Source organism: Microvirga roseola, assembly GCF_020866965.1.
In the GTDB taxonomy this organism is placed as follows: domain Bacteria; phylum Pseudomonadota; class Alphaproteobacteria; order Rhizobiales; family Beijerinckiaceae; genus Microvirga; species Microvirga roseola.
In genome coordinates this window covers 153,929-174,156 of the sequence record NZ_JAJATX010000002.1, presented here as the reverse complement: position 1 = coordinate 174,156, position 20,228 = coordinate 153,929, and the positions used below count along the sequence as shown (strand labels likewise).

Here is a 20,228-nt window from a genome sequence, read left to right as displayed (position 1 = left end):
ATGTAGGCGTGCGCCGCCCTTGGCGGGAGGGGCCGCGACCTCACGGGGCCGTGAGGGCTCGTTTCTCGCGTCGAAAGGAGGGCGCCGGCCTTCCTGCCGTCTCCGAAGGCCTCAGCGGTCTGCCAGATAGCCGATGGGCTCCATGGATTTCTGCCCCACCCAGAGCAGGAGCAGCCCGACGAGAAGTCCGGTCAGGGAGGCGGGGAGCTGGAGCAGATAGGCGGAAGCCGGGTTCCAGAGCCAGGAATAGACCTGCTGGGCGGCGCGCGCCTCCAGGCCCGGCACGCCTCCCGGGACAAGGGTATCGAGGACACCGCCCACGGAGGAGAACGCCACCGCATTGTTAACGATGGAGCGCGTGCCATCGATCACCAGGCCGATGAACCCCGCCGCCACGAGCAAGAGACCCACAATCCGCGCCAGAAACCTCAAGGGACACCCCTATCCAAAACAGAGCTGGGACATCTAGAGCGATTTGACGCAACGGCAAAGGCCGTGAATTGCGAAATTCTCAAAAGTTCGTTCTTGCTTTTCTGCCCCTTTTGGCGATACACGGACCCCCTCCGCCGCGAGAGGCGGAGAACCCTTGTCTGCTTCGCACCAGACGAAGAAACAGGGTTGCACGGCCCGAAGACGGCCGCTGCGGAGGGGTGGCCGAGTGGTTGAAGGCGCACGCCTGGAAAGTGTGTATACGGGAAACCGTATCGCGGGTTCGAATCCCGCTCCCTCCGCCATTGTCTGACCCGCAGAAAATCCAAGCTTTTTCAATGCCGCCGGCCCGCATGTACACGGGATTGTACACATGCCGGACCACCTCACGCGCGCCCCGGCGGGCCTCGTCTTCCAGATCCGAATCCCCAAGGCCCTCGACCCGGGCTTGTCCCGTGCCCCGATCCGGGTGACCCTGGGACAGGTCCGGATTCGCGAGGCCACTACCTGCAAGTGACCTTGGAGGAAGGAGCGGCCCGCGCGCACTCCGACCTGCCGCCGCGCCAGACCGCCTCCTGCTCCCGTTCCTGCGCGGCGAGGGCATTGAGCCGTATCACGGGGTCTGGATCGCCATTCCACTGAACATGGTTACCGTCGAGGGCGCGGCCCGCATCGGGCGAATATGAGATGCAGTGGATGCATCAGGCGCCCGACTGGAGCGGGATACCGGCATAGGCGGCCTCGAGGATCGCCCGGTAGTCCGCCTCGCTGGCAGGACGGGGATTGGTCGCGGAGGAGTGATCTTCGGTCGCGCTTCTTGCGATTGCGGCGAAGCTGTCTCGCGGCACCTTCATGTCGGACAGCGTCGCCGGCATGCCGAGCCCCGCATTGAGTCTGCGGAAATAATCCGCCAGATCATCGCCGTCGTTCAATCCCAGTCGTTGGCGGATCGTGGCGTACTTTGCCTCGGCATGAGTGCGGTTGAACTCGAGAACGTAAGGCAACAGCACCGCGTTGAGGGTGCCGTGGTGCAGCGACACCTCCTTCAGACCTCCGAGAGGATGCGAGAGCGCGTGAACGGCGCCGAGGCCTTTCTGAAAGGTCAGGCCTCCCTCGAGCGCAGCCATCATCATCTCGTGCCGGGCCGCGCGATCGGATCCCTGGGCCACCGCCCGCTCGATGTGACTGATGGCGCGAACCAGACCATCGAGCGCGATGGCCTCTGCCGGCGGATTGAAGCGTGGGCTGAGGAAGGTCTCGATGCAGTGGGTGATCGCGTCCATACCCGTTGCGGCCGTCAGTGCCGGGGGCAGCCCGAGCGTGAGATCCGGATCGCAGACGGCGCGCTTGGGAATGAGATGAGGGGAGATGAACCCGAGCTTGCGGCCATCCTCCAAGGTGATCAGGGCCGCCCGGCCGACCTCACTGCCGGTCCCGGCGGTCGTTGGAATGGCAATGAGCGGCGCCACGGCCGCGGTGATCCTGAGAATCCCACCGAGGATCGCCGCATACTGCTCCAACGGTCCCTCGTGGGTGGACAGGAGAGCCACGCCCTTCGCCAGATCGATCGGGGAGCCTCCCCCAATGGCGATCAGGCCGTCGCAGGCATGGGACCGGTAGAAATCCAGCGCTGCCGCCACGGCGCTCTGAGTGGGGTTCGTGGGCGTATCGGTGAAGACCGGAACACGCTGACCTGCGGGGAGAACCTCCGTCAGGCAGTCGACCAGTCCGGCTCGCACGATGCCTGCATCCGCAACGATGAGCGGAGCCCTGATGCCGAGCTCCCGCATATCGTCGCCGACGTCCGATAGAGCGCCAGCCGCGAATCGGATGGTCGTCAGATAGGAGATCAAAGACATTCCAGCTCCTCCGTGCCGTTCTGTTTGGGGCGTCCTGCGGGTACGATCTCTGTCGCATCCACTCTGTGCTTCAAGTCCAGCATCGCGCAGAACGGCAATTCTGATCAATCCACTTTGGCTCGAGCCCAGATCGTCATGTAGGCTTGATCGAATTTTATCCCTGGACGGCCAGAGAGTGGCGCCGGGCTGCACCTGTGTGGCTCGGCGTAACACCCTCTCAATCCGGCAATTCTCTCCGTGAGCCACCTGACGCCCTCGGCAGGGATCGAGATCCCGTGGTAGAGTGGACTTGGCCTCACCCGTACACGTCCATGTTTCGAATCCCGCCAGGCCTCCGATCAACATCCAGGGTATAGTAGCGGCATGCGAGTCACAGATGCTTTCGCCTCTTCCTTGTTCGACCGCCAATCCGTTCTGATCACGGGCGGCACGAGTGGAATCGGACTTGCCTGCGCCAGGGCTTTCCGAGACCTGGGAGCGAACGTCACGGCGACGGGAGCGAGCGAGGCCGAGCGGATGCGGGCAGCGGATAACGAAAGCAATGCAGGAATCTCGTTTGCGGCTCTCGACGTGCGTGACGGCTCGGCGATCAACCACTCGCTCACGCAGCTCGACCGCCTGGACATTCTCGTCAACGCCGCGGGCGTGATCCGCCGCGACATGGAGCACGACCCGGAGGTCTTCGCCGACGTCATCGACGTCAATTTGACCGGAGCCATGAGGGTCTGCTCCGCCGCCCAAGCGATGTTGCGTGAGACCGAGGGCTCCGTCATCAATATTGCATCCATGCTCACCTTCTTCGGGGGCCCCCGAATTCCGGCCTATAGCGCCTCGAAGGGCGGCATTGGCCAGCTGACCAAGAGCCTCGCCGCCGCATGGGCGTCAGATGGCATCCGCGTCAATGCCGTTGCACCGGGCTGGATCGCAACGCCGCTCACGAAGGCCCTGCAGGATGACCTCGAACGCAGCCGCCCCATTCTCTCCCGGACACCCATGGCGCGCTGGGGCACGCCGGAAGAAGTGGCCGGCGGCGTCGTTTTCCTGGCCTCGCCCGCGGCCCGATTCGTGACGGGTGCCATCCTCGCCATCGATGGCGGGTACTTGACGATGTAGATGCAACAGAGCGCACAGGAGCAGAGCGCATGCCCGGTCCAGAATCCACCTCCCCTGTTACGCCCGTGAACGACAAGTGGGTGCCCTACAAGCATCCACAGCCGAAGGACTCGCCGCCTGAGCTCGTGATTCCGAACGCCATTCCGACGGATGAGCGGATCTGGGTTCCGGTGGAGGAGAATGTATGGTTCCGCCCTCTGCTTCTTGCGGCCTCGCGCGGATATTGGATGAACCTTCTGCGCGTGCGAAAATCCGGCGTGCTATCGCGCCATCGCCATCCCCAACCGGTGCATGCATTCGTGCTGCGGGGAGAATGGCGGTATCTGGAGCATGACTGGGTTGCGACCGAGGGCTCCTATGCCTATGAGGCTCCCGGCGAGACGCATACGCTGGTTGTCGATCCGCATGTCGAGGAGATGATCACCCTGTTCCAAGTGAACGGGGCCATGATCTATGTCGATCCGGATGGCAGTGCGATCGGATTCGACGATGTCTTCACACGCATCGAGAAGTGTCGGGCGCATTACGCGCAGAACGGCCTCGGCGCCGACTATATCGATCAGTTCATTCGCTGAAATGGAGCCTATTGTCCCCATCCGTCGGAGAGGTCAGCCCTCCCGGGGGATAGCGGTCTGCCGGGAGCGCAGCGCTCCCACCAGCACCGGTACGGACCAGACGAGCAGCGTCACCACCCCGAGTGCGCCTGCGATCGGGCGCTCAAAGAACGCCAGAAAGCTCCCATCCGACTTGATCATGGAGGTTACGAAGTTCTCCTCAACCATGGGGCCGAGCACAATGCCGAGAATGCAGGGAGCAACCGGAATGTCGTTCTCCTCCATCAGAAAGCCGAGTACGCCAAAAACCAGCATCACGGCCACGCCGAAGGTGGAGTTGTTGATGGCGAAGGCGCCCACGATGCAGAACATGAGGATGCACGGCATCAGAATCTCGCGTGGAATGCGCAGGATGGTCCGGGCCCCTTTGATGGCGGCCCAGCCCAGGGGCAGCATCACCAGATTGGCGAGAATGAAGATGATGAACACCGCATAGATGTATTGCGGATTCTCCAGAAAGATGGTCGGCCCCGGGTTCATGTTCTTCAGGTAGAGTACGCCGATGACGACGGCGGTGATGCTGTCGCCCGGAATGCCGAAGACAAGAGCCGGCACCCACGCGCCAGCCAGGGCTGCGTTGTTCGCCGACGTACTCTCGACGATGCCTTCCACGTGTCCTTTCCCGAACTTCTCGGGTGTGCGGGACAGCTTCTTGCTGACGGCATAGCTCACCCAGGCTGCGATATCAGCGCCCGCGCCGGGCAGGGCGCCGATGATCGTGCCCAGCACGTTTCCGCGCACTTGCTGGCGCCAGTACCGCACGATCATCCGGCCCCAGCCGCGGAAGAGGTTTCCCACCACGGCCTGCGGCGTGGCTTGCACTCTGCGCGAGATCACGAACCGGAAGATCTCGGACACGGCGAACAGTCCGATCATTGCGGCGATGAAGTTCACACCTCCGGTGAGCTCGGCGTTTCCGAAGGTGAAACGGGGCACGCCGGCGGGATTGTTCAGGCCGATGGTCGAGGCGAAGAGGCCGATGAACAGGCTGACGAAGCCTTTGACCGGCGACGCCGTTCCGATGAACACTGCGCAGGTGAGACCGAGCAGGGCCAGCCAGAAGTACTCGAACGAGCTGAACTGCAGGGCGACCTCGGCGAGAACCGGAGCGGACAGGATCAGCACGATTGTCCCGAACAATCCGCCGATAACCGAGAAGAGCAGGTTTGCGCCGAGCGCGATCTCTCCTTCCCCGTTGCGGGTCATCGTGTAGGCCTCGTCTGTATAGGCCGCCGAGGCGGGGGTCCCCGGAATGCGCAGCAACGTGCCCGGAATGTCTCCGGCAAAAATTGCCATGGCGGAACAGGTCACCATGGCCCCCACCGCCGGGACGGGATCCATGAAGAAGGTCACCGGAACGAGCAGCGCAATCGCCATCGTCGCGGTCAGGCCGGGGATAGCACCGACGACGAGCCCGAATATGGCCGCGAGCAGGATGGTCACCAGCACAGACGGCTGGAACACGAGGCCGAAAGCGGTCGTGATCGCACTCATGACATCACCGGGTCAGGGCCCAAGGAGCCCGAGTGGCAGGGGAACCCGCAGCAGGCCGACGAAGGTCTGCTGGATCAGCATCGTTGTGGCGATCGCAGCCGCTGCGGCGACCCACCAGCGCACTCCCATCGTCCTCAGAAAGACGAGGAGGATAAGGATGGAAACCGGGACGAAGCCGATCGTCGCTGCGGTCAGGATGTAGGCCATGACCAGACCGAAAACGACGGCCAGCTTCGTCCAGGCATGATGCGTGCGCGCCCAGTCGCTCCAGATCACCGCGCCCTGCCAGTGCCGCAGCCCCGAAGCGACCAGCAGGACGCCGCACCCGCCAAGGCCGACGGCGATGAGCATGGGGAAGACGGCTGCGCCGTATTCCTGTCCCGGAATGGCCGGAAGCGTCCTCGCATAAGCGAATGTCGCAATCGCGAAGGCGAGGAGCAGGATGCCGATCACCGCATCATTGACGCGCATCGGGACAGCCCCTACTTGGCAAGCCCGACCTTTTTCATCACGGCTCCGAGATCCTCGTCGCTCTTCTTCCAGAATTGCAGGAAGTCGTCGCCGGCCGCGAATTTTACGCCAAAGCCCCGCTGGCCCATGAATTCGTTGTACTCTTTGCTCTTGTAGATCTTGTCCAGCGCCTCGGTGAGCCGTTTCGTGACGTCCTCAGGCATGCCCTTCGGTCCGACGATTCCGCGCCAGGCGCCGATGGCCCATTTGCTGCCGGTCTCCTCCTCCAGCGTCGGAACATTCGGGAAAGCCGGGTTACGCTCGGGATTCATGACGGCAAGGCTCTTGACGCGTCCGGCATCGATGAGCGAGCGCGCCTCCGGTAGGGAGCTGGGGACGATCTCGACGCCGCCCGCAACGAGATCCTGCAGCCCCGGCGCAGCGCCCTGGCTCGGAATCCAGCGGACGGTGCTCGGATCGATGTTGAGACTGTCGAGCATGCCAGCAATACCGAGATGCCAGATGCCGCCCTGCCCCGTGCCCGAGGCTTTGAACTTGCCCGGGTTCTTCTTGATGTCCTCGACCAGATCCTTCACGGACTTGTAGGGCGCATCAGCCCGAACCTGCACGCCGGCGGGATCGAGGTTCATCAGCGCAATCGGGGTGTAATCATTGTAGCTACGCTCGGTGAGCCCCTGCCAATGCAGCATTCCGATTTCGACCGTTGCCAGCCCCAAGGTGTAGCCGTCCGGGGCGGCTGCCGCGATCGCCTCGTGGCCGACGACGCCGCTGCCGCCGGTCCGGTTGACGACGTTGACCGGTTGGCCGAGCTCCTTCTCGAGCAGCGACCCGATGATACGGGCCGTCGCATCCGTCCCGCCGCCAGCGGCCCAGGGCACAATGATGGTGATCGGCCGCTCAGGATAGGCTGCCCATGCCGACCCGGCAGCGGCAGCGAGCGAAACGGCAGCAACAGCGAATGTCTTCAGGAAATTACGGCGTAGCATTCTTTCCTCCCAATATGCCTGCTCCTTGTTCTGGTGGAGCCGGTCCTTGATCTACGTTGCGTCACAAAAAGATTATCGACCAGTCTGCCTTGTTTTCCACCTCCTGCTGCCCATTGTTGACCCGATCCTGAACTTGCCGCCCTAGCGGATGAGCAGGGCGCTCCCGTAGAGCCCAAGTCCGAAGACCACATGACCTGCGATATTGAGGACCCTGACCTGTTGGGCGTTGGGGCGCTTGGATGCTGCGATGCCGGCCCCCATGCCGGGCTGCAGCAGAAACCAGCCGGCTCCCACGGTCATGAGGCCCACGGCTAATGCCGGCACGAGGCTCGGCGCGGCAGGCCAGTCTGGGCGAGCGAAGATCAGGAGCAGACCCGCATAGACAATGCCAACCGCGTAATGGCCGAGCCAGCCGACGGCATGTTCATGAGGAAAGGGGCGCGCGAGCGTGATGTCGTCGTGAAATACCCTGCCTTCGGTGATGTGACAGAACCAGCGTCCCACCAGCTTCCAATTCGGCGCTGGAATCCTAAAAAACCGCTGCAGGAGGAGCGCCCAGAGGTCGAGTAAAGCGGTTGCGCCAACTCCGATGAGAACCGTGCGATAGAGAAATTCGATCATCTGTCAGTTCCGTCTCCTCCACCCGGCTTCGCGGGCGCATCTACGGCATGTACTGTCCGCCATTCACCTCCATGATTTGGCCGGTGACGTATCCGCTGAGACGGTTCGAGGCGAGATAAAGAAAGGCGCCGACGCAATCCTCCGCAGAGCCGAGGCGATCCATGGGAATCGTGGCCTGCATGGCAGTCAACTGCTCCGGGGTCGAATAGCGCTCGTGGAAGGGGGTCATGATGACGCCGGGAGAAACCGCATTGACGCGAATACCGTCCTTGACGAGTTCCTTGGCCCAGCCCCGCGTCGCCACCGAGATGAACCCTTTGGCCGCCGCATAGATGACCGAGCCCGGTCCGCCGCCATGACGGGCCGCAATCGACGAGACATTGATGATGGAGCCGCTGCGCTGCGCCCGCATATGGGAGGCGCCCTCTCGCACGAAGCGCACGACCTGCTCGACGTTCAGCGCGAGCACCGCATCGACATACTCGTCCGTATAATCCTGGATCGGGGTCCGCTTGACCAGGCCGCCGGCATTGTTGACGAGAACATCCAGCCGGCCGAAGCGATCGACGGTACTCGCCACAACCCGTGCCGCCGCCTCGGGCTCGGTCACATCGGCCTGGATCAGAAACGCCTCCCCGCCAGCGGCCTGCACCTCTTCGACGACCTGCCGCGCCGGGGCCTCACTGGCGTTGTAGTGGATCGCCACGTGCGCCTTGCTACGCCCGAATGCGATGGCCGCTGCGGCTCCGATGCCGGTACTCGCACCGGTGATGAGGATGGCCTTTCCGGCGAGGTCTGGAATGGTGGGATAAGTCTCTGGTGATGTCATTGCAGGAACTCTGGCGAGATGAGGCTTGGAAGGAAGAGAACAAGGTCCGGCCACAGGATGATCAGAATGAGCACCAGGAGCATCGGCACCAGCATGATGAGGACATCCTTCAGGACATCGTAGAGACGCTTCTCAGCGATCGAGCAGGCGATGAGCAGACAGAGCCCATAGGGTGGCGTGATGAGGCCGAAAGCAAGCGAGACGATGCCGATCATAGCAAACTGCACCGGATCCATGCCGACCGACTGGGTAAGCGGCTGCAGGATCGTTCCCACGATGATGATGGCCGGGATCGCATCGAGGAAGCATCCGACGATAAGAAAGGTCGCTGCAACCAGGAGACCCATCCCGATCTGGCCCAGGTCCCAGGCCGCGACATTCGCGAGGATCGCCTGCGGGATCTTGTAGTAGGCGAGAAGCCAGCCGAAGGCGCTGGCCGTTCCAACGCAAAAGAGTGCAATCGAGGCGAAGCGCCCCGTATCGAGAAGGGCTTCGTAGAAACCACGAAAGGTCATCTGCCGGTAATAGAGAACGCTCAGGAATGTCGCATAAAGGACAGCGATGCACGCGGCTTCCGTGGCCGTGAACCAGCCGAAGACCTTGCCGCCGATGATGATGAGCGGCGTCATCAGTGCAGGGATCGAGACCACCAGGCCGCGCCCAAACTCCAGCCAGGTGGCGCGCGGGTAGGTCGGGTAGCCGCGGATCTTCGCATAGGCGTGCACGGTCGCCATCTGCGCGAAGGCGATCAGCGCGCCAGGAACAACGCCTGCAAGGAAGAGCGCGCCGATGGAGGTGGTGAGAACACCGCCCCAGATGATCATCAGAATCGACGGTGGAATGATGACAGCCAGCACCGAGGAGACGGCTGTGATCGCAACGGAGAAGCTGTCGTCGTATCCCTCCTGGCGCTGGGCGTCGATGAAGATCTTCGACTGACTGGCCGCATCCGCAGTGGAGGATCCGGAGATGCCAGCAAAGAAGAAGGACAGGACCACATTGATCTGGGCAAGCCCGCCGGGGAAGTGTCCGACCATCGCCCGTGAGAGGCGCAGCAACTGTTTCGTGATGCCGCCCCCGTTCATGAGATTCGCGGTCAGGAGGAAGAACGGGACTGCGAGCAGAATGAACGAATTATAGGCGTTGAAGGTCTCCTGGAGGAGCGTCATCGCCGACAGGCGTGGCTCGATCAGAAGGATCGGCAAGCAGGCGAGTGCAAGGGAGAATGCGACCGGCACGCGCAGGAACAGGCAGAGGAAGAAGAGACCGAACAGGATCGTGGCGGCCTGCCCCGAGGAAAGGATGGAGCCGGTCATGCAGATTTCCCCGAGAGGATGCGGAGATCATCATAGGCCTGCTCCCCCAGGAACAGGAGCCAGCTGAACCCGGCGATCGGCCACGCGATATGGATGATCCAGAGCGGCAGTTCGGCCAGTTCGGATATTCTGTACCAGGCGAATTCGGTGAACTCGACACCCATCCAGAGAAACACGAAGGCGATGATGCCGATTCCTGTTCGGGCGATCAGGCGCAGCACCGCATTGGGTTTCGCCGACAGCAATGGCCACATGTCGACCTCGAAGTGTTTGCTCTCGCGCACACCGACGGTGGCGCCGATCATGATCGTCCAGACGAAGAGCAGGCGAGCCATTTCCTCAGTCCAGATCCAGTGTGGCAGGAAGGGTAGAAAACGCGCGAAAACCTGCAAAGTGACCGGGAAGATCAGGATCAGGATTGAGACGGCGAGAATAATGCAAAGAAACCTATGATAGAGTGCGGACACTTTGCGCCATCCGCCCCCGGGCTGATCATCATAAGTCGCGTCAGTCATGGCTGCCTCTCGGACTCAATCTCCCTCGATACGTGGGGGCTGCTGGACGAGTCCGACCAGCAGCCCAATGAGATCTGCAGCCTCACTTGATGGCGTTGATCTTGGCCAGGATCTCCTCCGCACCGATCTCCTTGGCATAGGCAGCAAGCACCGGATCGACTGCGGCTTTCATGGCTTCGCGGTCAGCGAACGGCACACGTTTCAGCTTGCCCGCGCTTTCCAGCGCTTCGAGTTTTGCGGTGTCTTCGCTCGACTCGATCTGACGTCCGTGTGCGCCAGCTTCCTTGCCCGCCTTCGCCACGCAGGCCTGCAGTTCGGCGGGCATATTGCGGAAGGTCTTACCTGAGAACACGATGGGACGGATCGTGATCGCATGCTGCGTCATCGCGAGTTGCGGCGCGACTTCGAAGAAGCGCATCTGCTCGACACCGGCGGCTTCGTTCTCGCCTGCTTCGATGACGCCATTCTGAATGCCGTTATAGATCTCGTTATAGGCGATGACGGTCGGCGCCATGCCCGCGGCCTGGAACGTGCGACTCCAGATCGGTGCGCCCTGGACGCGGACTTTCAGGTTCTTCAGATCCTCCATGTTCCCAAGCGGCTTCGTCGCAAAGATATTGCGGATGCCCCCCCCGGCATATCCTACCAGCATCACGTCGGCGCGTTTGCCGATCTCGTCCGCAATAGGTTTCAGGAGATCCTGGTCCAGCACCGCGTTCCAGTGATCCAGGTCGCGGAAGAGGAATGGTGCGTCGATGAAAGGAGCCGCCTTCGAGAAGGTCGACATGTGTGCGGGAGACACAACGGCGAAATCCACCGCCCGCCCCTGCGACATGTATTCGAAATACTGCTTCTCCAATCCCAGTTCGCTGTTCTTGTGGAGCACGATGTTGAGCGGTTTTCCGTAACAAGCCTTGAGAAGCTCTCCGAACTTGGCCAGCGACTTCGTAAAGGCATGATCGTCGTTGAACTGGGATGCGCCATGGAGCTCGATGGCCTGCTGCCCGTACGCGCCCGAAATGCTGAGAGCCAATCCTGCGCCGAGAAATCCCGCGGTAAGTATCCTTCTCATATTCATTTCCTCCCTCATGGCCCTCTGGCGGGGCTCATGGCGATATCCTGCAAGGCAATGGAATATTTTTCAATACTGCCGCGGCGTGAACTTTGATATTTCGCAGAGTTATCTGCCTTGAGTACTTCGTATTTACATCACAGTATCAATCATAATTTTACGCAACAATTCATCACTTCCCTCGGGCGGCGCTCGCCCGAAGGTTTATGAAGGATTCTGAGCCCCCCAGCTCAGTTGCCGTTGCTTCTCGTGCGCACCTCCATTTTAGGCGAGCTGCACTCAGCCCTGCGGGCGGCCATTCAGCTGCGAGAGAACGTCTGTGAGATGAGGCACCAGCTTACTGCCGTGTCCCAGCGCATTGGCCAGAGTCAGGGTCTGCAGAACGGCAGGACCCACGAGCCCCACCGTCTTGGCAGCATTCGCCATGGCGATGAAGTAGCTGAGGTCCTTTCGGGCATTGGTGATGGCAAATTGCAGCCGGCTCGCATCGCCCTCAAGCACGTAGGGCATGATCATCTGGAACATCGCGCTGTTCGCCCCGCCTGCGGACACCAGGTCGTACAGGGCCTTCGGTTCTACGCCGGCCGCGCGGGCGGTCGCCACCGCCTCTGCGACAACGCTCGCATGGCTCATCGCCATGAAGTTGTTGATGAGCTTGATCTTGTGCCCCGCACTCAGCTCCCCGACCCGAAACACGTTCTCGGCGAAGCACTTGAGAATGGGCAGGATCTCATCGAACAGTTCCTGGCTGGCGCCGACCATAACGTTGAGCCGCCCTTCTTGCGCTTCCTTCGGCGTACGCGCCAGCGGCGCATCGACGAAGCGCAGGCCCGCAGCGTGGTAGTCCGCGGCGATTCTGAGCGTCGAGACAGGGTTGGCCGTAGAAGTATCGATGTGAATGAACCCGTCCCGCGCACCGGCGAGCATGCCGCTGTCGCCATAGACGAGGCCTTCCACATCCTCCGACGTGGGAACGCAGGTGAGCACGAGATCGGAAGCGGCCGCCACCTCGCGCGGGCTCTTCGCCTCTGTGGCTCCGCGAGCAATGAGGTCATCCACGCGTTCGCGGCTGCGGTTGGCCAGAATCGTGAGCCTGTGGCCCTTCTCCATGAGGTTCTTGGCCATGCCATGCCCCATGAGACCTATGCCGATGAAGCCGATATTCGCCATGCTCTTCCTCCCTGTCCTGTCTGTCGTACCCTGCCTCTGAAGCTTGGGCAGCCCGTTTCCCTGCTCCGTCCTCTTGTCAGATCGTCATGACAACATCCTGCTCCGCCGGCGTGCAAAGCCGCGCGTGTTCGGCAATGCAAAGCGTCAGATGATACAAGAGACGCGTCGGCACGTGCCGCGAAAGAGGCTCCCCTTGAGCCGAGACATGATTGATCCAGAGCGGCCCGGACGCCGGAAAATGCGTGGCCAGCATTGCGGTGAGGAAGGTGTTCGCCTCGGCGAGGTCGGCCTCAAGAAACTCCGCCCGTGCCAGGGCAGCCTTCACCGCCTCGGTCTGAGGCCATAGGAGCCGTGCGGGCTCGAGCACTACGCCGTGAGGGTCCATGGCTTCGACCACAAGGCCTGCATGATCGACCCCGTACCGGCGGGCGGTCTCGTATAGCCGCTCGGCCGGCGCGAGCACCTCCTTGTCGCCGGTTAGCCGGTTGTAGTGTATAAGTAGCCAGACCCACTCGAAATGATGTCCCGGCTCACGGATCAGTCCGGCCTGCCCGGAAGCCGGCGACAGATCGGCCTCGAGGAACTCCCGCAATGTGCCCGTCGGCTTGTCGAAGAATCGTTCGTGAAACAGCCGTATGATCTCCCGCGCCGGGTCGATCCAGGCCTCGTCTCCTGTCGTTTCGAACCAGGCGAGCATTGCTTCAAGAAGATGCATGTGCGGGTTTTGCCGACGGGGGCCCTGCTCCCTGTTGGCCTCCCTCCACCCGCCGTGGACCGGGTCCTTCAAGGTGCGGTCGAGCGTGGCAAGGGTTTCTCTCGCCACAGTCAGAGCCTCCGGATCACCGCTTGCGCGGCCCCACCAGGCGAGGCCGAAGAGCACGAAAGCCTGATCATAGAAGTCGACGAGATCGGCCCTTGCCCAGTGCCCATCCAGACTGACAGACGCCGCGAAGGCCCCGTCGGGGCGCTTCAGCCTCGTCATCATGAAATCCAATGCCTGCCGGGCAGCGTCGAGGGCCCAGTCCTCGCGCGCAAGGTAATACGCATGGCTGAAGGTGTAGAGCATGCGGGCCTGGACCAGGCAGGAGCGCCTGTCCTCAGGAACGGGGTGCCCCTCCGACGTCAGCTCAGTGACATAGCCGCCGAGCCGAGGATCGAACGCGCGCTCTGCCCAGAAAGGCAAGACTTGGTCAAGAAGGAAGACGCGAGGATTTATCGTAGCCTCAACCATAAACCAGTCACTGATGCGGACAGGCCTAAAGATGCCCGTCAGAAAAGAACCTGCAGATCGCCGTCGACTGCGATAGCCTGACCCGAGATCGTGCGCCCCAGGGGCGAGCACAGGAAGACGATCTGATCGGCGAGTTGCTGGGCCGTCACGTATTCCCTCAAGGAGGTGTTCGCGAGCGCCCGGCGCTGCATCTCGTCGAAGGATACGCCAAGCTGTTGAGCCTTCGCTTCGAGCACGCGGCGCTGCCGGTCGCCTGCGACCACCCCGGGCAGGACCGCATTCACCCGGATTCCGTCCTCACCGAGCTCCCTCGAGAGGGATTTCGTGAAGCCGATCACGGCCCATTTGGCCGCTGCATAGGGGGTACGCAGGGGAAAGCCGAAGCGGCCCGCCGCGGACGAGAGATTCACGATCGAGGCATTCTCGCTCTTTCTCAGGTGGGGGACGGCCAAGCGCGTGCAGTTGAACTGGCCTGTAATGCACACCTCAAGCGTCCGATCCCAATCCTCGGGGTTGATCTCCTCCACCCGTGCGGTCGGCCCTGCGATACCGGCGTTGTTGATGAGAGCATCAAGCCCGCCAAGGATGGTCAGAGCTTCCTCGAACACCCGGGCGACATCGCCCCGATCCGCAACATCGCCGTAGGACGACGTCAGCTCGGGATCGGTTGAGGTCGCCGCATCAAGGGCGGAGAGATCGACGTCACAGATATGCACGCGTGCGCCCTCCCGCTGGAAAGTACGAGCGATTTCAAGCCCGATTCCGGCTGCGCCCGCGGTTATCAGCACCCGCAGTCCCTCGATATTGAGATCCATTCTCGTCTCCGTCCCTCCAGCCGGCCCCTGTGCATGCGAGGCCTGTTCCCATTTTTTCGCCCGCTCCTGGCGGAGCGTTCTCTGAAGGCCTCGTCGTCCGCCTAATCCAGCAAACGTCCGGTGCTCTCGATGAAGTCAGCTGCGCCCTGGATGTCGTCGACGAGCGCCTGGCGCGCAGCTGTCCGGTCTCCGGCCCTGACTGCAGCCACGAGACGGCCGTGATGCTCCGTCGCGCCGCCCGTCCGCATTCGCTCGGGAGAAGCCTTGAGGTCGAAGTTCAGAACCGGGCCGATCTTCAGCCAGAGGCCTTCGATGATCCCCACCAGCGACGGCAGGCCGGAGGCGCGATAGACGGCGAAGTGTAGCTCCTTGTTCGCGCGCACGGCCCGATCCGCATGCGGATCGGGGCTGCGTGCCTCGGCCAGGAACTGCTGCTCGAAGCGTCCCATCGCCGCCAGGTCGGATTTTGCGTGATTGCTCGCCGCCTCCTCCACGGCGAAGCCCTCGATTGCGAGCCTGACGGTGGTCAGTTCCCGGAACCGCGAACGGGTCATCAGCGGAACGCGAACAGCGCGGTTCGGCAGCACCTCAAGAGATTGGTCAGAGATGAGCCGCGCGACCGCCTCCCGGACAGGCATGATCGACACGCCAAGTGTCTCGGCCACGCTGCGCAGGGACATCTTCTGTCCGGGAGCGAGCTCACCGCTCATCAGAAGCTCACGCAATTCTGCATGGACCCGCTCGCCCAGGGTGATGCGCTCCAGCCGGCCGATTTGGGCGATCGCTGAAGGGGCCTCGGTGTTTCGGGGGCTCGACAAGTTGCTCATTTTCAGACAGCCTAACTGTGATCACAGATCGCGGCAAGAACCGCGGCACCGAAAATCAGGAGGAAGGAAACGGCCATGGCACATTCAGATGACTTGACCCGTCGTACGCTCCTTAAGGGAGCGGCCGGCGCCACCGCGCTCGCAGGCCTCGGGATGCCGGCGATCGTCAAGGCACAATCCGACGTAATCCGGATCGGACACCTCACGCCGATCACGGGGTTCCTGGGACCGCTCGGAGAATTCGCCCAGATGGGCGTGCAGCTTGCCGCCGAGGAGATCAACGCCGCCGGCGGCGTGCTAGGCCGCAAGGTCGAGCTCGTGATGGAGGATTCGGTCAACCCGCAGACGGCATCGGCCAAGGCCGAGCGCCTGATCGAGCGCGACAAAGTCGCCATGATCATCGGCGAGATCTCGTCCGCCTCGGCGCTTGCCATCGGCCAGGTCGCCAACCGAACCAAGACGGTGTTCATCAATACAGGCGCCAATTCCGATGCGCTGCGCGGCGAAAGCTGCAACCCGTTCATGTTCCACATCGAGGCCGCGAACTCGATGATGGTCAGGTCCGTCGGCACCTACCTGAAGGACGAGAACATGATCCAGGGGAAGAAGTGGTACTCCCTAACCGCCGACTACGCCTTCGGCCATGACCTGTTTAAGGTGGCCAAGAAGTTCGTGTCCGATAACGGCGGAGAGTTCATCGGCGAGGAGCTCGTCCCCACGGACGCCACCGACTTTAGCCCATACCTGCTCAAGATCCGCCAGGCCCAGCCCGATGTCGTCGCCTCCAACCTCGCCGGCAACCAGATCACGAACTTCATCAAGCAATATGCGGAATACGGCCTTCAGTTTCCGATCACCGGCTTCGGATTCGATACGGCCGTCGCCTGGGGTGCCGGTCAGGGCAACTTCTCCGGCATCTGGCCGCTGATCTGGCACCACATGGTCGATACTCCCTCGTCGCGGAAATACGTCGAGGCCTTCACCAAGAAGTACGGCAAGCCGCCAGAGAACCAGAGCTGGGGCGACTACAACTCCCTGAAGATCGTCGCTCAGTCGTTCGACGAGCTGAAATCCCCCGACCCGCAGAAGCTGGCCGAGCATCTGCGAAAGGGCGCGAAGTTCGACATCCTGAAAAACCGGGAAGGCTACTTCCGGCCCTACGACAACCAGATGGTTCAGGAGATGTACGCCGTGCGGGCTAAGGAGCCCGAAAAGATGGCGAACCAGTGGGATATCTATGAGCCGTTGGGCGCGGTCCCCGGCGCGAACGACGACCTCGAGGTCCTGGCCCCGCCAAAGGACGGCACCTGCAAGATCCAGGCCTGAGACGATTCACGCTTGGTCAGGCTGGGTGGCTGCAAACCGCCCAGCCTGGCGAGCACGGTATTCCGTTTTCGCTTGAGCCCCCTCGCGGCAGGGGGCTTTTGGGGTGGGAAAAGGGGTTTTCGCTTGGCGTTCGTCTTCATCCTCGAGCAGGTGCTGAACGGCCTTCTGGTGGGTGCCTATTACCTCCTGATCGCCCTGGGGCTCTCCTTGATCTTCTCCCTGGGCGGGATCGTGAATCTCGCCCACGGCGCCTTCTACGCCGTCGGCGCCTATCTCGCCGTGACACTGGCTCCCAGGATCGGATTCGCGGGAGCCTTCGTGGCCTCGCCGATCCTCGTGGCGCTGCTGGGCGTGACCGTCGAGCGCCTGTTCTTCCGGCGCTTTTATCGCTCCGACCCCATCCTCAGCCTTTTGCTTACATTTGGCCTCGCCATGATCATTGAGCAGAGCCTGCGGATGATCTTCGGGGCCGCTCCCCTGCCCTTCTCGATCCCTCCGGCCCTCCGAGGGCAGGTTTTCGTCGGCGACTTCATCTATCCCCGCTACCGGCTCATCATCTTCGGCGTGGCCCTCGCGGCCGTGACCGCAACCTGGTTCCTGGTCTACCGCACGGCGTTCGGGCGGGTGGTCCGGGCGGGAGTGCAGAACCCGGACATGGTGGGTGCCCTGGGCATCTCGCTTCAGCCCTACATGACAGCCATTGCCGCCATCGGCATCGGACTGGCGGGCCTTGCCGGCGTCCTGCTGGCGCCGATCTCGGGCGTGCATCCGGCCATGGGTGCGGAGATCCTCACGGCAGCCTTCGTCGTCGTCGTGATCGGCGGGCTGGGATCCTTCTGGGGCGTGATTGCGGCGGCAGCCCTCGTCGGCGTTGTCCGAGGTCTCACCATCTACTTCTTTCCCCCAGCAGGAGAAGCCTCGATGTACCTGCTGATGGCTCTCGTGCTGCTCCTGCGGCCCCGCGGGTTGCTGGGCGAACGCATCCAGAAATTCGAGTAGGTCGATGCGCAAGGATTACTGGCCTCTCCTCATCGCAGCTGTTGCTCTCGTTCTGCTGCCCGTTGTCCTCGACCCCATCGGGATGCCGCTCCGCTCTGCAATCGACGTGGTGGTGTTCGCCGTCGCCTGCCTCGGCCTCAACGTTCTGGTCGGCTACACGGGATTGGTATCCTTCGGCCACGGCGTCTGGTTCGGGCTCGGTGCCTATGCGGCGGCACTGAGCCAGATCCACTGGTTCCCGGACAGCGTGCTTCTTCCAGCCCTCTTTACCATCGCCTTCATCGTAGCGGTGTCTGCACCCGTGGGAGCGCTCATCCTGCGGCGGCGGGGCGTCTACTTTTCGCTGCTGACCCTGGCGTTGGCTGCAATGATCTTTGCGATTGCCTATCGCTGGACGGCATTGACCGGAGGCGAGAGCGGCCTGGGTGGCGTGGTGCGCGCAAACCTGTTCGGCTTCGATCTGAGGGACGATTGGACCTACTACTGGTTCGTTGCCGCAACTGCATTCGCCGTGTGCTTCTTTCTGCTGCGCTTTCACGGCTCGCCGGCCGGAAGCGTCCTGGTGGCGATCCGCGAGAACGAGCAGCGCGCCCGCTTTCTCGGCTATCCGACGAACCGCTATAAGCTTCTCGGGTTTGTGGTCTCCGCCACCGTCGTCGGGCTTGCCGGCATGCTGTCGGTCTTCAATCACCGGTTCGCCTCGGCTGAGCCGCTGTCGGTGGCGTTCTCGGGCGAGCTGATCGCCATGGTCGTGATCGGGGGCATGCGCAGCTTTCTCGGGCCCGCCCTCGGCGCTCTTTTCTACATTCTGTTCCGGGAGTTCTTGTCGATTTGGACCCCGCACTGGCTGCTCTATTTCGGCATCCTCTTCGTGGGGTTCATCATCCTCTCGCCGACAGGACTGGTCGGCATCGCGCAGCGGGTTACGGCACCATTCCGCCGCCAAATAGCGGAAGAAGCCGCCATGGCCGGGCGCACGCTCACGGACGAGCCCCTCCCCTCGTTCCTCAAGCCCGCCGATCACGTCGACGGCATCGTGCTGGAGGCGCGAGCCATTTCCAAAGGCTTCGGCGCGCTCAAGGCCATCGAGGGCGTGAACATCGCGGTGCGCGACCGCAGTCTGCATGCCCTGATCGGCCCCAACGGCGCCGGCAAGACGACGGCCTTCAATGTGATATCCGGCTTCTACACGCCTGATGAAGGCGACGTGCTGCTCTGGGGCCGCTCCATCGCCGGCCTGTCTCCAGAAGCGATCACACGGGCTGGCATCGGGCGCTCGTTCCAGATCACAAACCTGTTCCCGACTCTGAGCGTCGAGGAGAATGTGCGCCTCGCCGTGCAGGCACGCCATCCGCAGCGCTTCAACCCGTGGCCCCCCGCGCGCTCGATCAAAGGGATCGAATCCGAGACATCGGCGCTCATCCGCTATCTTGGCATCGCCGGAATCGAGAAGGCCGAGGCCGGTGCGCTCTCGTATGGCGGCCAGCGCCTTCTCGACATGGGGCTGGCCCTTGCCACGAAGCCCAGGGTCCTGCTGCTCGATGAGCCGCTCGCGGGCTTGGCGGCAGCCGAGCGCCAGCGCATCGGCGATATCATCAAGCGCATTTCCTCGGACGTGCCGATGCTGCTCGTCGAGCACGATATCGACCGCGTGTTCCAGATCGCCGATGCCGTGACCGTGATGAATGCCGGCCAGGTGCTGGTCGACGGCACCGTCGAGGAGGCCCGCACTAGCCAGCAGGTACAGGAGATCTACATTGGCTCGGGCACGGCCAATGTGGCTGCGAAAAGCCGGGAGAGCGCGGCCGAGGCCGGAACTGTGCTAACGGTCGAGAAGGTCAATACGTTCTATGGCAAGAGCCACGTCCTGGCGGATGTCTCCCTCAACGTCCACCGCCATGAGATCATCGCGCTTCTCGGCCGAAACGGCGCGGGCAAGTCCACCCTGCTCAAGACGCTTATCGGCATCGCCCCGCCCTCTTCGGGTTCAATCAGCCTCGACGGACGGGAAATTGCCGGCCAGCCGGCCGCAACCATTGCCCGGCTTGGCATCGGCTACGTGCCGCAGGGACGCGGGCTGTTTGCCGGTATGACCGTGGCCCAGAACCTGGAGCTCGGGCGGCTCAAGCGCGAGACCGGCCACGGGGTCCGGTGGGACCTGGACCGGATTTTCGAGTACTTTCCCCGAATCCGCGAGAGGCTCGACACGCCGGCGGATTTCCTTTCTGGCGGCGAGCAGCAGATGGTAGCCGTAGCACGGGCGCTCTCGGGCGACGTGAGGGTGCTCCTCCTCGATGAGCCGTTCGAAGGCCTTGCCCCTGCCATCGTCGAGCAGCTCTTCGAAAGCTTCGACAAGCTCCGGCGCGAAGTCTCCATCATCATCGTCGATCACCACCTCGACCTTGCCCTCGCCCTGTCCGACCGAACGGTGGCGCTTGAGCGGGGGCGGGTCATCCATACCGGCCCGTCGAACGCTCTGCGGGATGATCTCGATCTCCGGCGCAAGGTTCTGTGGCTTTAACTGCCAATGGAGAGACTGGA

General features: G+C 62.7%; 20 protein-coding genes and 1 tRNA gene. 7 read left to right on the top strand and 14 right to left on the bottom strand.

Annotated features, from left to right (window positions below; translation table 11 throughout):
* Positions 1 to 111: 111 nt before the first annotated feature.
* Positions 112 to 411, bottom strand: a complete 300-nt coding sequence (locus LG661_RS02175; protein WP_230530221.1) for a PetM family of cytochrome b6f complex subunit 7 — start codon at positions 409 to 411, stop codon at positions 112 to 114.
* A gap of 233 nt (positions 412 to 644) precedes the next feature.
* Here LG661_RS02175 and LG661_RS02170 point away from each other — a divergent pair.
* Positions 645 to 734 (top strand) — tRNA-Ser (locus LG661_RS02170).
* 68 nt (positions 735 to 802) lie between these two features.
* Positions 803 to 946 carry a hypothetical protein gene (locus LG661_RS02165; RefSeq protein WP_230530220.1) on the top strand — a complete coding sequence of 48 codons (144 nt, stop codon included), beginning with the start codon at positions 803 to 805 and terminating at the stop codon, positions 944 to 946.
* A 184-nt stretch (positions 947 to 1,130) separates the two neighbouring features.
* On the opposite strand, the gene LG661_RS02160 is transcribed toward LG661_RS02165, so the two are convergent.
* A complete protein-coding gene (locus LG661_RS02160) occupies positions 1,131 to 2,288 on the bottom strand; it encodes an iron-containing alcohol dehydrogenase (RefSeq protein WP_230530219.1) in 1,158 nt (385 codons plus the stop codon).
* Positions 2,289 to 2,651: 363 nt separating this feature from the next.
* On the opposite strand from LG661_RS02160, the gene LG661_RS02155 reads away from it, so the two are divergent.
* Both LG661_RS02155 and LG661_RS02150 read left to right on the top strand, forming a co-directional pair.
* Positions 2,652 to 3,401, top strand: a complete 750-nt coding sequence (locus LG661_RS02155) for an SDR family NAD(P)-dependent oxidoreductase (protein ID WP_230530218.1) — start codon at positions 2,652 to 2,654, stop codon at positions 3,399 to 3,401.
* A 29-nt stretch (positions 3,402 to 3,430) separates the two neighbouring features.
* A complete protein-coding gene (locus tag LG661_RS02150) occupies positions 3,431 to 3,976 on the top strand; it encodes a 2,4'-dihydroxyacetophenone dioxygenase family protein (protein WP_230530217.1) in 546 nt (181 codons plus the stop codon).
* Positions 3,977 to 4,009: 33 nt separating this feature from the next.
* Here the strand turns inward: LG661_RS02150 and LG661_RS02145 are convergent, their stop codons facing one another.
* The 12 genes from LG661_RS02145 to LG661_RS02090 form a co-directional block, all read right to left on the bottom strand.
* A complete protein-coding gene (locus tag LG661_RS02145; RefSeq protein WP_230530216.1) occupies positions 4,010 to 5,509 on the bottom strand; it encodes a tripartite tricarboxylate transporter permease in 1,500 nt (499 codons plus the stop codon).
* 12 nt (positions 5,510 to 5,521) lie between these two features.
* The gene (locus LG661_RS02140; protein WP_230530215.1) at positions 5,522 to 5,980 is read right to left on the bottom strand and encodes a tripartite tricarboxylate transporter TctB family protein; all 459 of its coding nucleotides are present in this window, start codon (positions 5,978 to 5,980) and stop codon (positions 5,522 to 5,524) included.
* Between the two features lie 11 nt (positions 5,981 to 5,991).
* Positions 5,992 to 6,966, bottom strand: a complete 975-nt coding sequence (locus tag LG661_RS02135) for a tripartite tricarboxylate transporter substrate binding protein (protein ID WP_230530214.1) — start codon at positions 6,964 to 6,966, stop codon at positions 5,992 to 5,994.
* 141 nt (positions 6,967 to 7,107) lie between these two features.
* The gene (locus tag LG661_RS02130) at positions 7,108 to 7,587 is read right to left on the bottom strand and encodes a DUF2938 domain-containing protein (RefSeq protein ID WP_230530213.1); all 480 of its coding nucleotides are present in this window, start codon (positions 7,585 to 7,587) and stop codon (positions 7,108 to 7,110) included.
* Between the two features lie 40 nt (positions 7,588 to 7,627).
* Positions 7,628 to 8,416 (bottom strand): SDR family NAD(P)-dependent oxidoreductase, encoded by a 789-nt coding sequence (locus LG661_RS02125; RefSeq protein ID WP_230530212.1) that lies wholly within the window; start codon positions 8,414 to 8,416, stop codon positions 7,628 to 7,630.
* Positions 8,413 to 9,732 (bottom strand): TRAP transporter large permease, encoded by a 1,320-nt coding sequence (locus LG661_RS02120; protein ID WP_230530211.1) that lies wholly within the window; start codon positions 9,730 to 9,732, stop codon positions 8,413 to 8,415. Before LG661_RS02120 ends, LG661_RS02125 begins: the two co-directional genes overlap by 4 nt.
* The gene (locus LG661_RS02115; protein WP_230530210.1) at positions 9,729 to 10,247 is read right to left on the bottom strand and encodes a TRAP transporter small permease; all 519 of its coding nucleotides are present in this window, start codon (positions 10,245 to 10,247) and stop codon (positions 9,729 to 9,731) included. Before LG661_RS02115 ends, LG661_RS02120 begins: the two co-directional genes overlap by 4 nt.
* An 82-nt stretch (positions 10,248 to 10,329) precedes the next feature.
* Positions 10,330 to 11,319: a TRAP transporter substrate-binding protein gene (locus LG661_RS02110; protein WP_230530209.1), complete on the bottom strand. Its 990-nt coding sequence runs from the start codon at positions 11,317 to 11,319 to the stop codon at positions 10,330 to 10,332.
* Positions 11,320 to 11,598: 279 nt separating this feature from the next.
* The gene (locus tag LG661_RS02105) at positions 11,599 to 12,489 is read right to left on the bottom strand and encodes an NAD(P)-dependent oxidoreductase (RefSeq protein ID WP_230530208.1); all 891 of its coding nucleotides are present in this window, start codon (positions 12,487 to 12,489) and stop codon (positions 11,599 to 11,601) included.
* A 76-nt stretch (positions 12,490 to 12,565) separates the two neighbouring features.
* Positions 12,566 to 13,672 carry an AGE family epimerase/isomerase gene (locus LG661_RS02100; RefSeq protein WP_230530207.1) on the bottom strand — a complete coding sequence of 369 codons (1,107 nt, stop codon included), beginning with the start codon at positions 13,670 to 13,672 and terminating at the stop codon, positions 12,566 to 12,568.
* 86 nt (positions 13,673 to 13,758) lie between these two features.
* A complete protein-coding gene (locus tag LG661_RS02095) occupies positions 13,759 to 14,535 on the bottom strand; it encodes an SDR family oxidoreductase (protein WP_230530206.1) in 777 nt (258 codons plus the stop codon).
* Positions 14,536 to 14,636: 101 nt separating this feature from the next.
* Positions 14,637 to 15,353, bottom strand: coding sequence for a GntR family transcriptional regulator (locus tag LG661_RS02090; RefSeq protein ID WP_230530205.1), 717 nt, complete (start codon positions 15,351 to 15,353; stop codon positions 14,637 to 14,639).
* An 84-nt stretch (positions 15,354 to 15,437) separates the two neighbouring features.
* Between LG661_RS02090 and LG661_RS02085 the strand changes: the two genes are divergently transcribed.
* The 3 genes from LG661_RS02085 (at position 15,438) to LG661_RS02075 (ending at position 20,208) form a co-directional block, all read left to right on the top strand.
* Positions 15,438 to 16,688: an ABC transporter substrate-binding protein gene (locus LG661_RS02085; protein WP_230530204.1), complete on the top strand. Its 1,251-nt coding sequence runs from the start codon at positions 15,438 to 15,440 to the stop codon at positions 16,686 to 16,688.
* 123 nt (positions 16,689 to 16,811) lie between these two features.
* The gene (locus LG661_RS02080; protein WP_230530203.1) at positions 16,812 to 17,687 is read left to right on the top strand and encodes a branched-chain amino acid ABC transporter permease; all 876 of its coding nucleotides are present in this window, start codon (positions 16,812 to 16,814) and stop codon (positions 17,685 to 17,687) included.
* Positions 17,688 to 17,691: 4 nt separating this feature from the next.
* The gene (locus tag LG661_RS02075; protein ID WP_230530202.1) at positions 17,692 to 20,208 is read left to right on the top strand and encodes a branched-chain amino acid ABC transporter ATP-binding protein/permease; all 2,517 of its coding nucleotides are present in this window, start codon (positions 17,692 to 17,694) and stop codon (positions 20,206 to 20,208) included.
* The last annotated feature ends 20 nt before the right edge of the window (positions 20,209 to 20,228 follow it).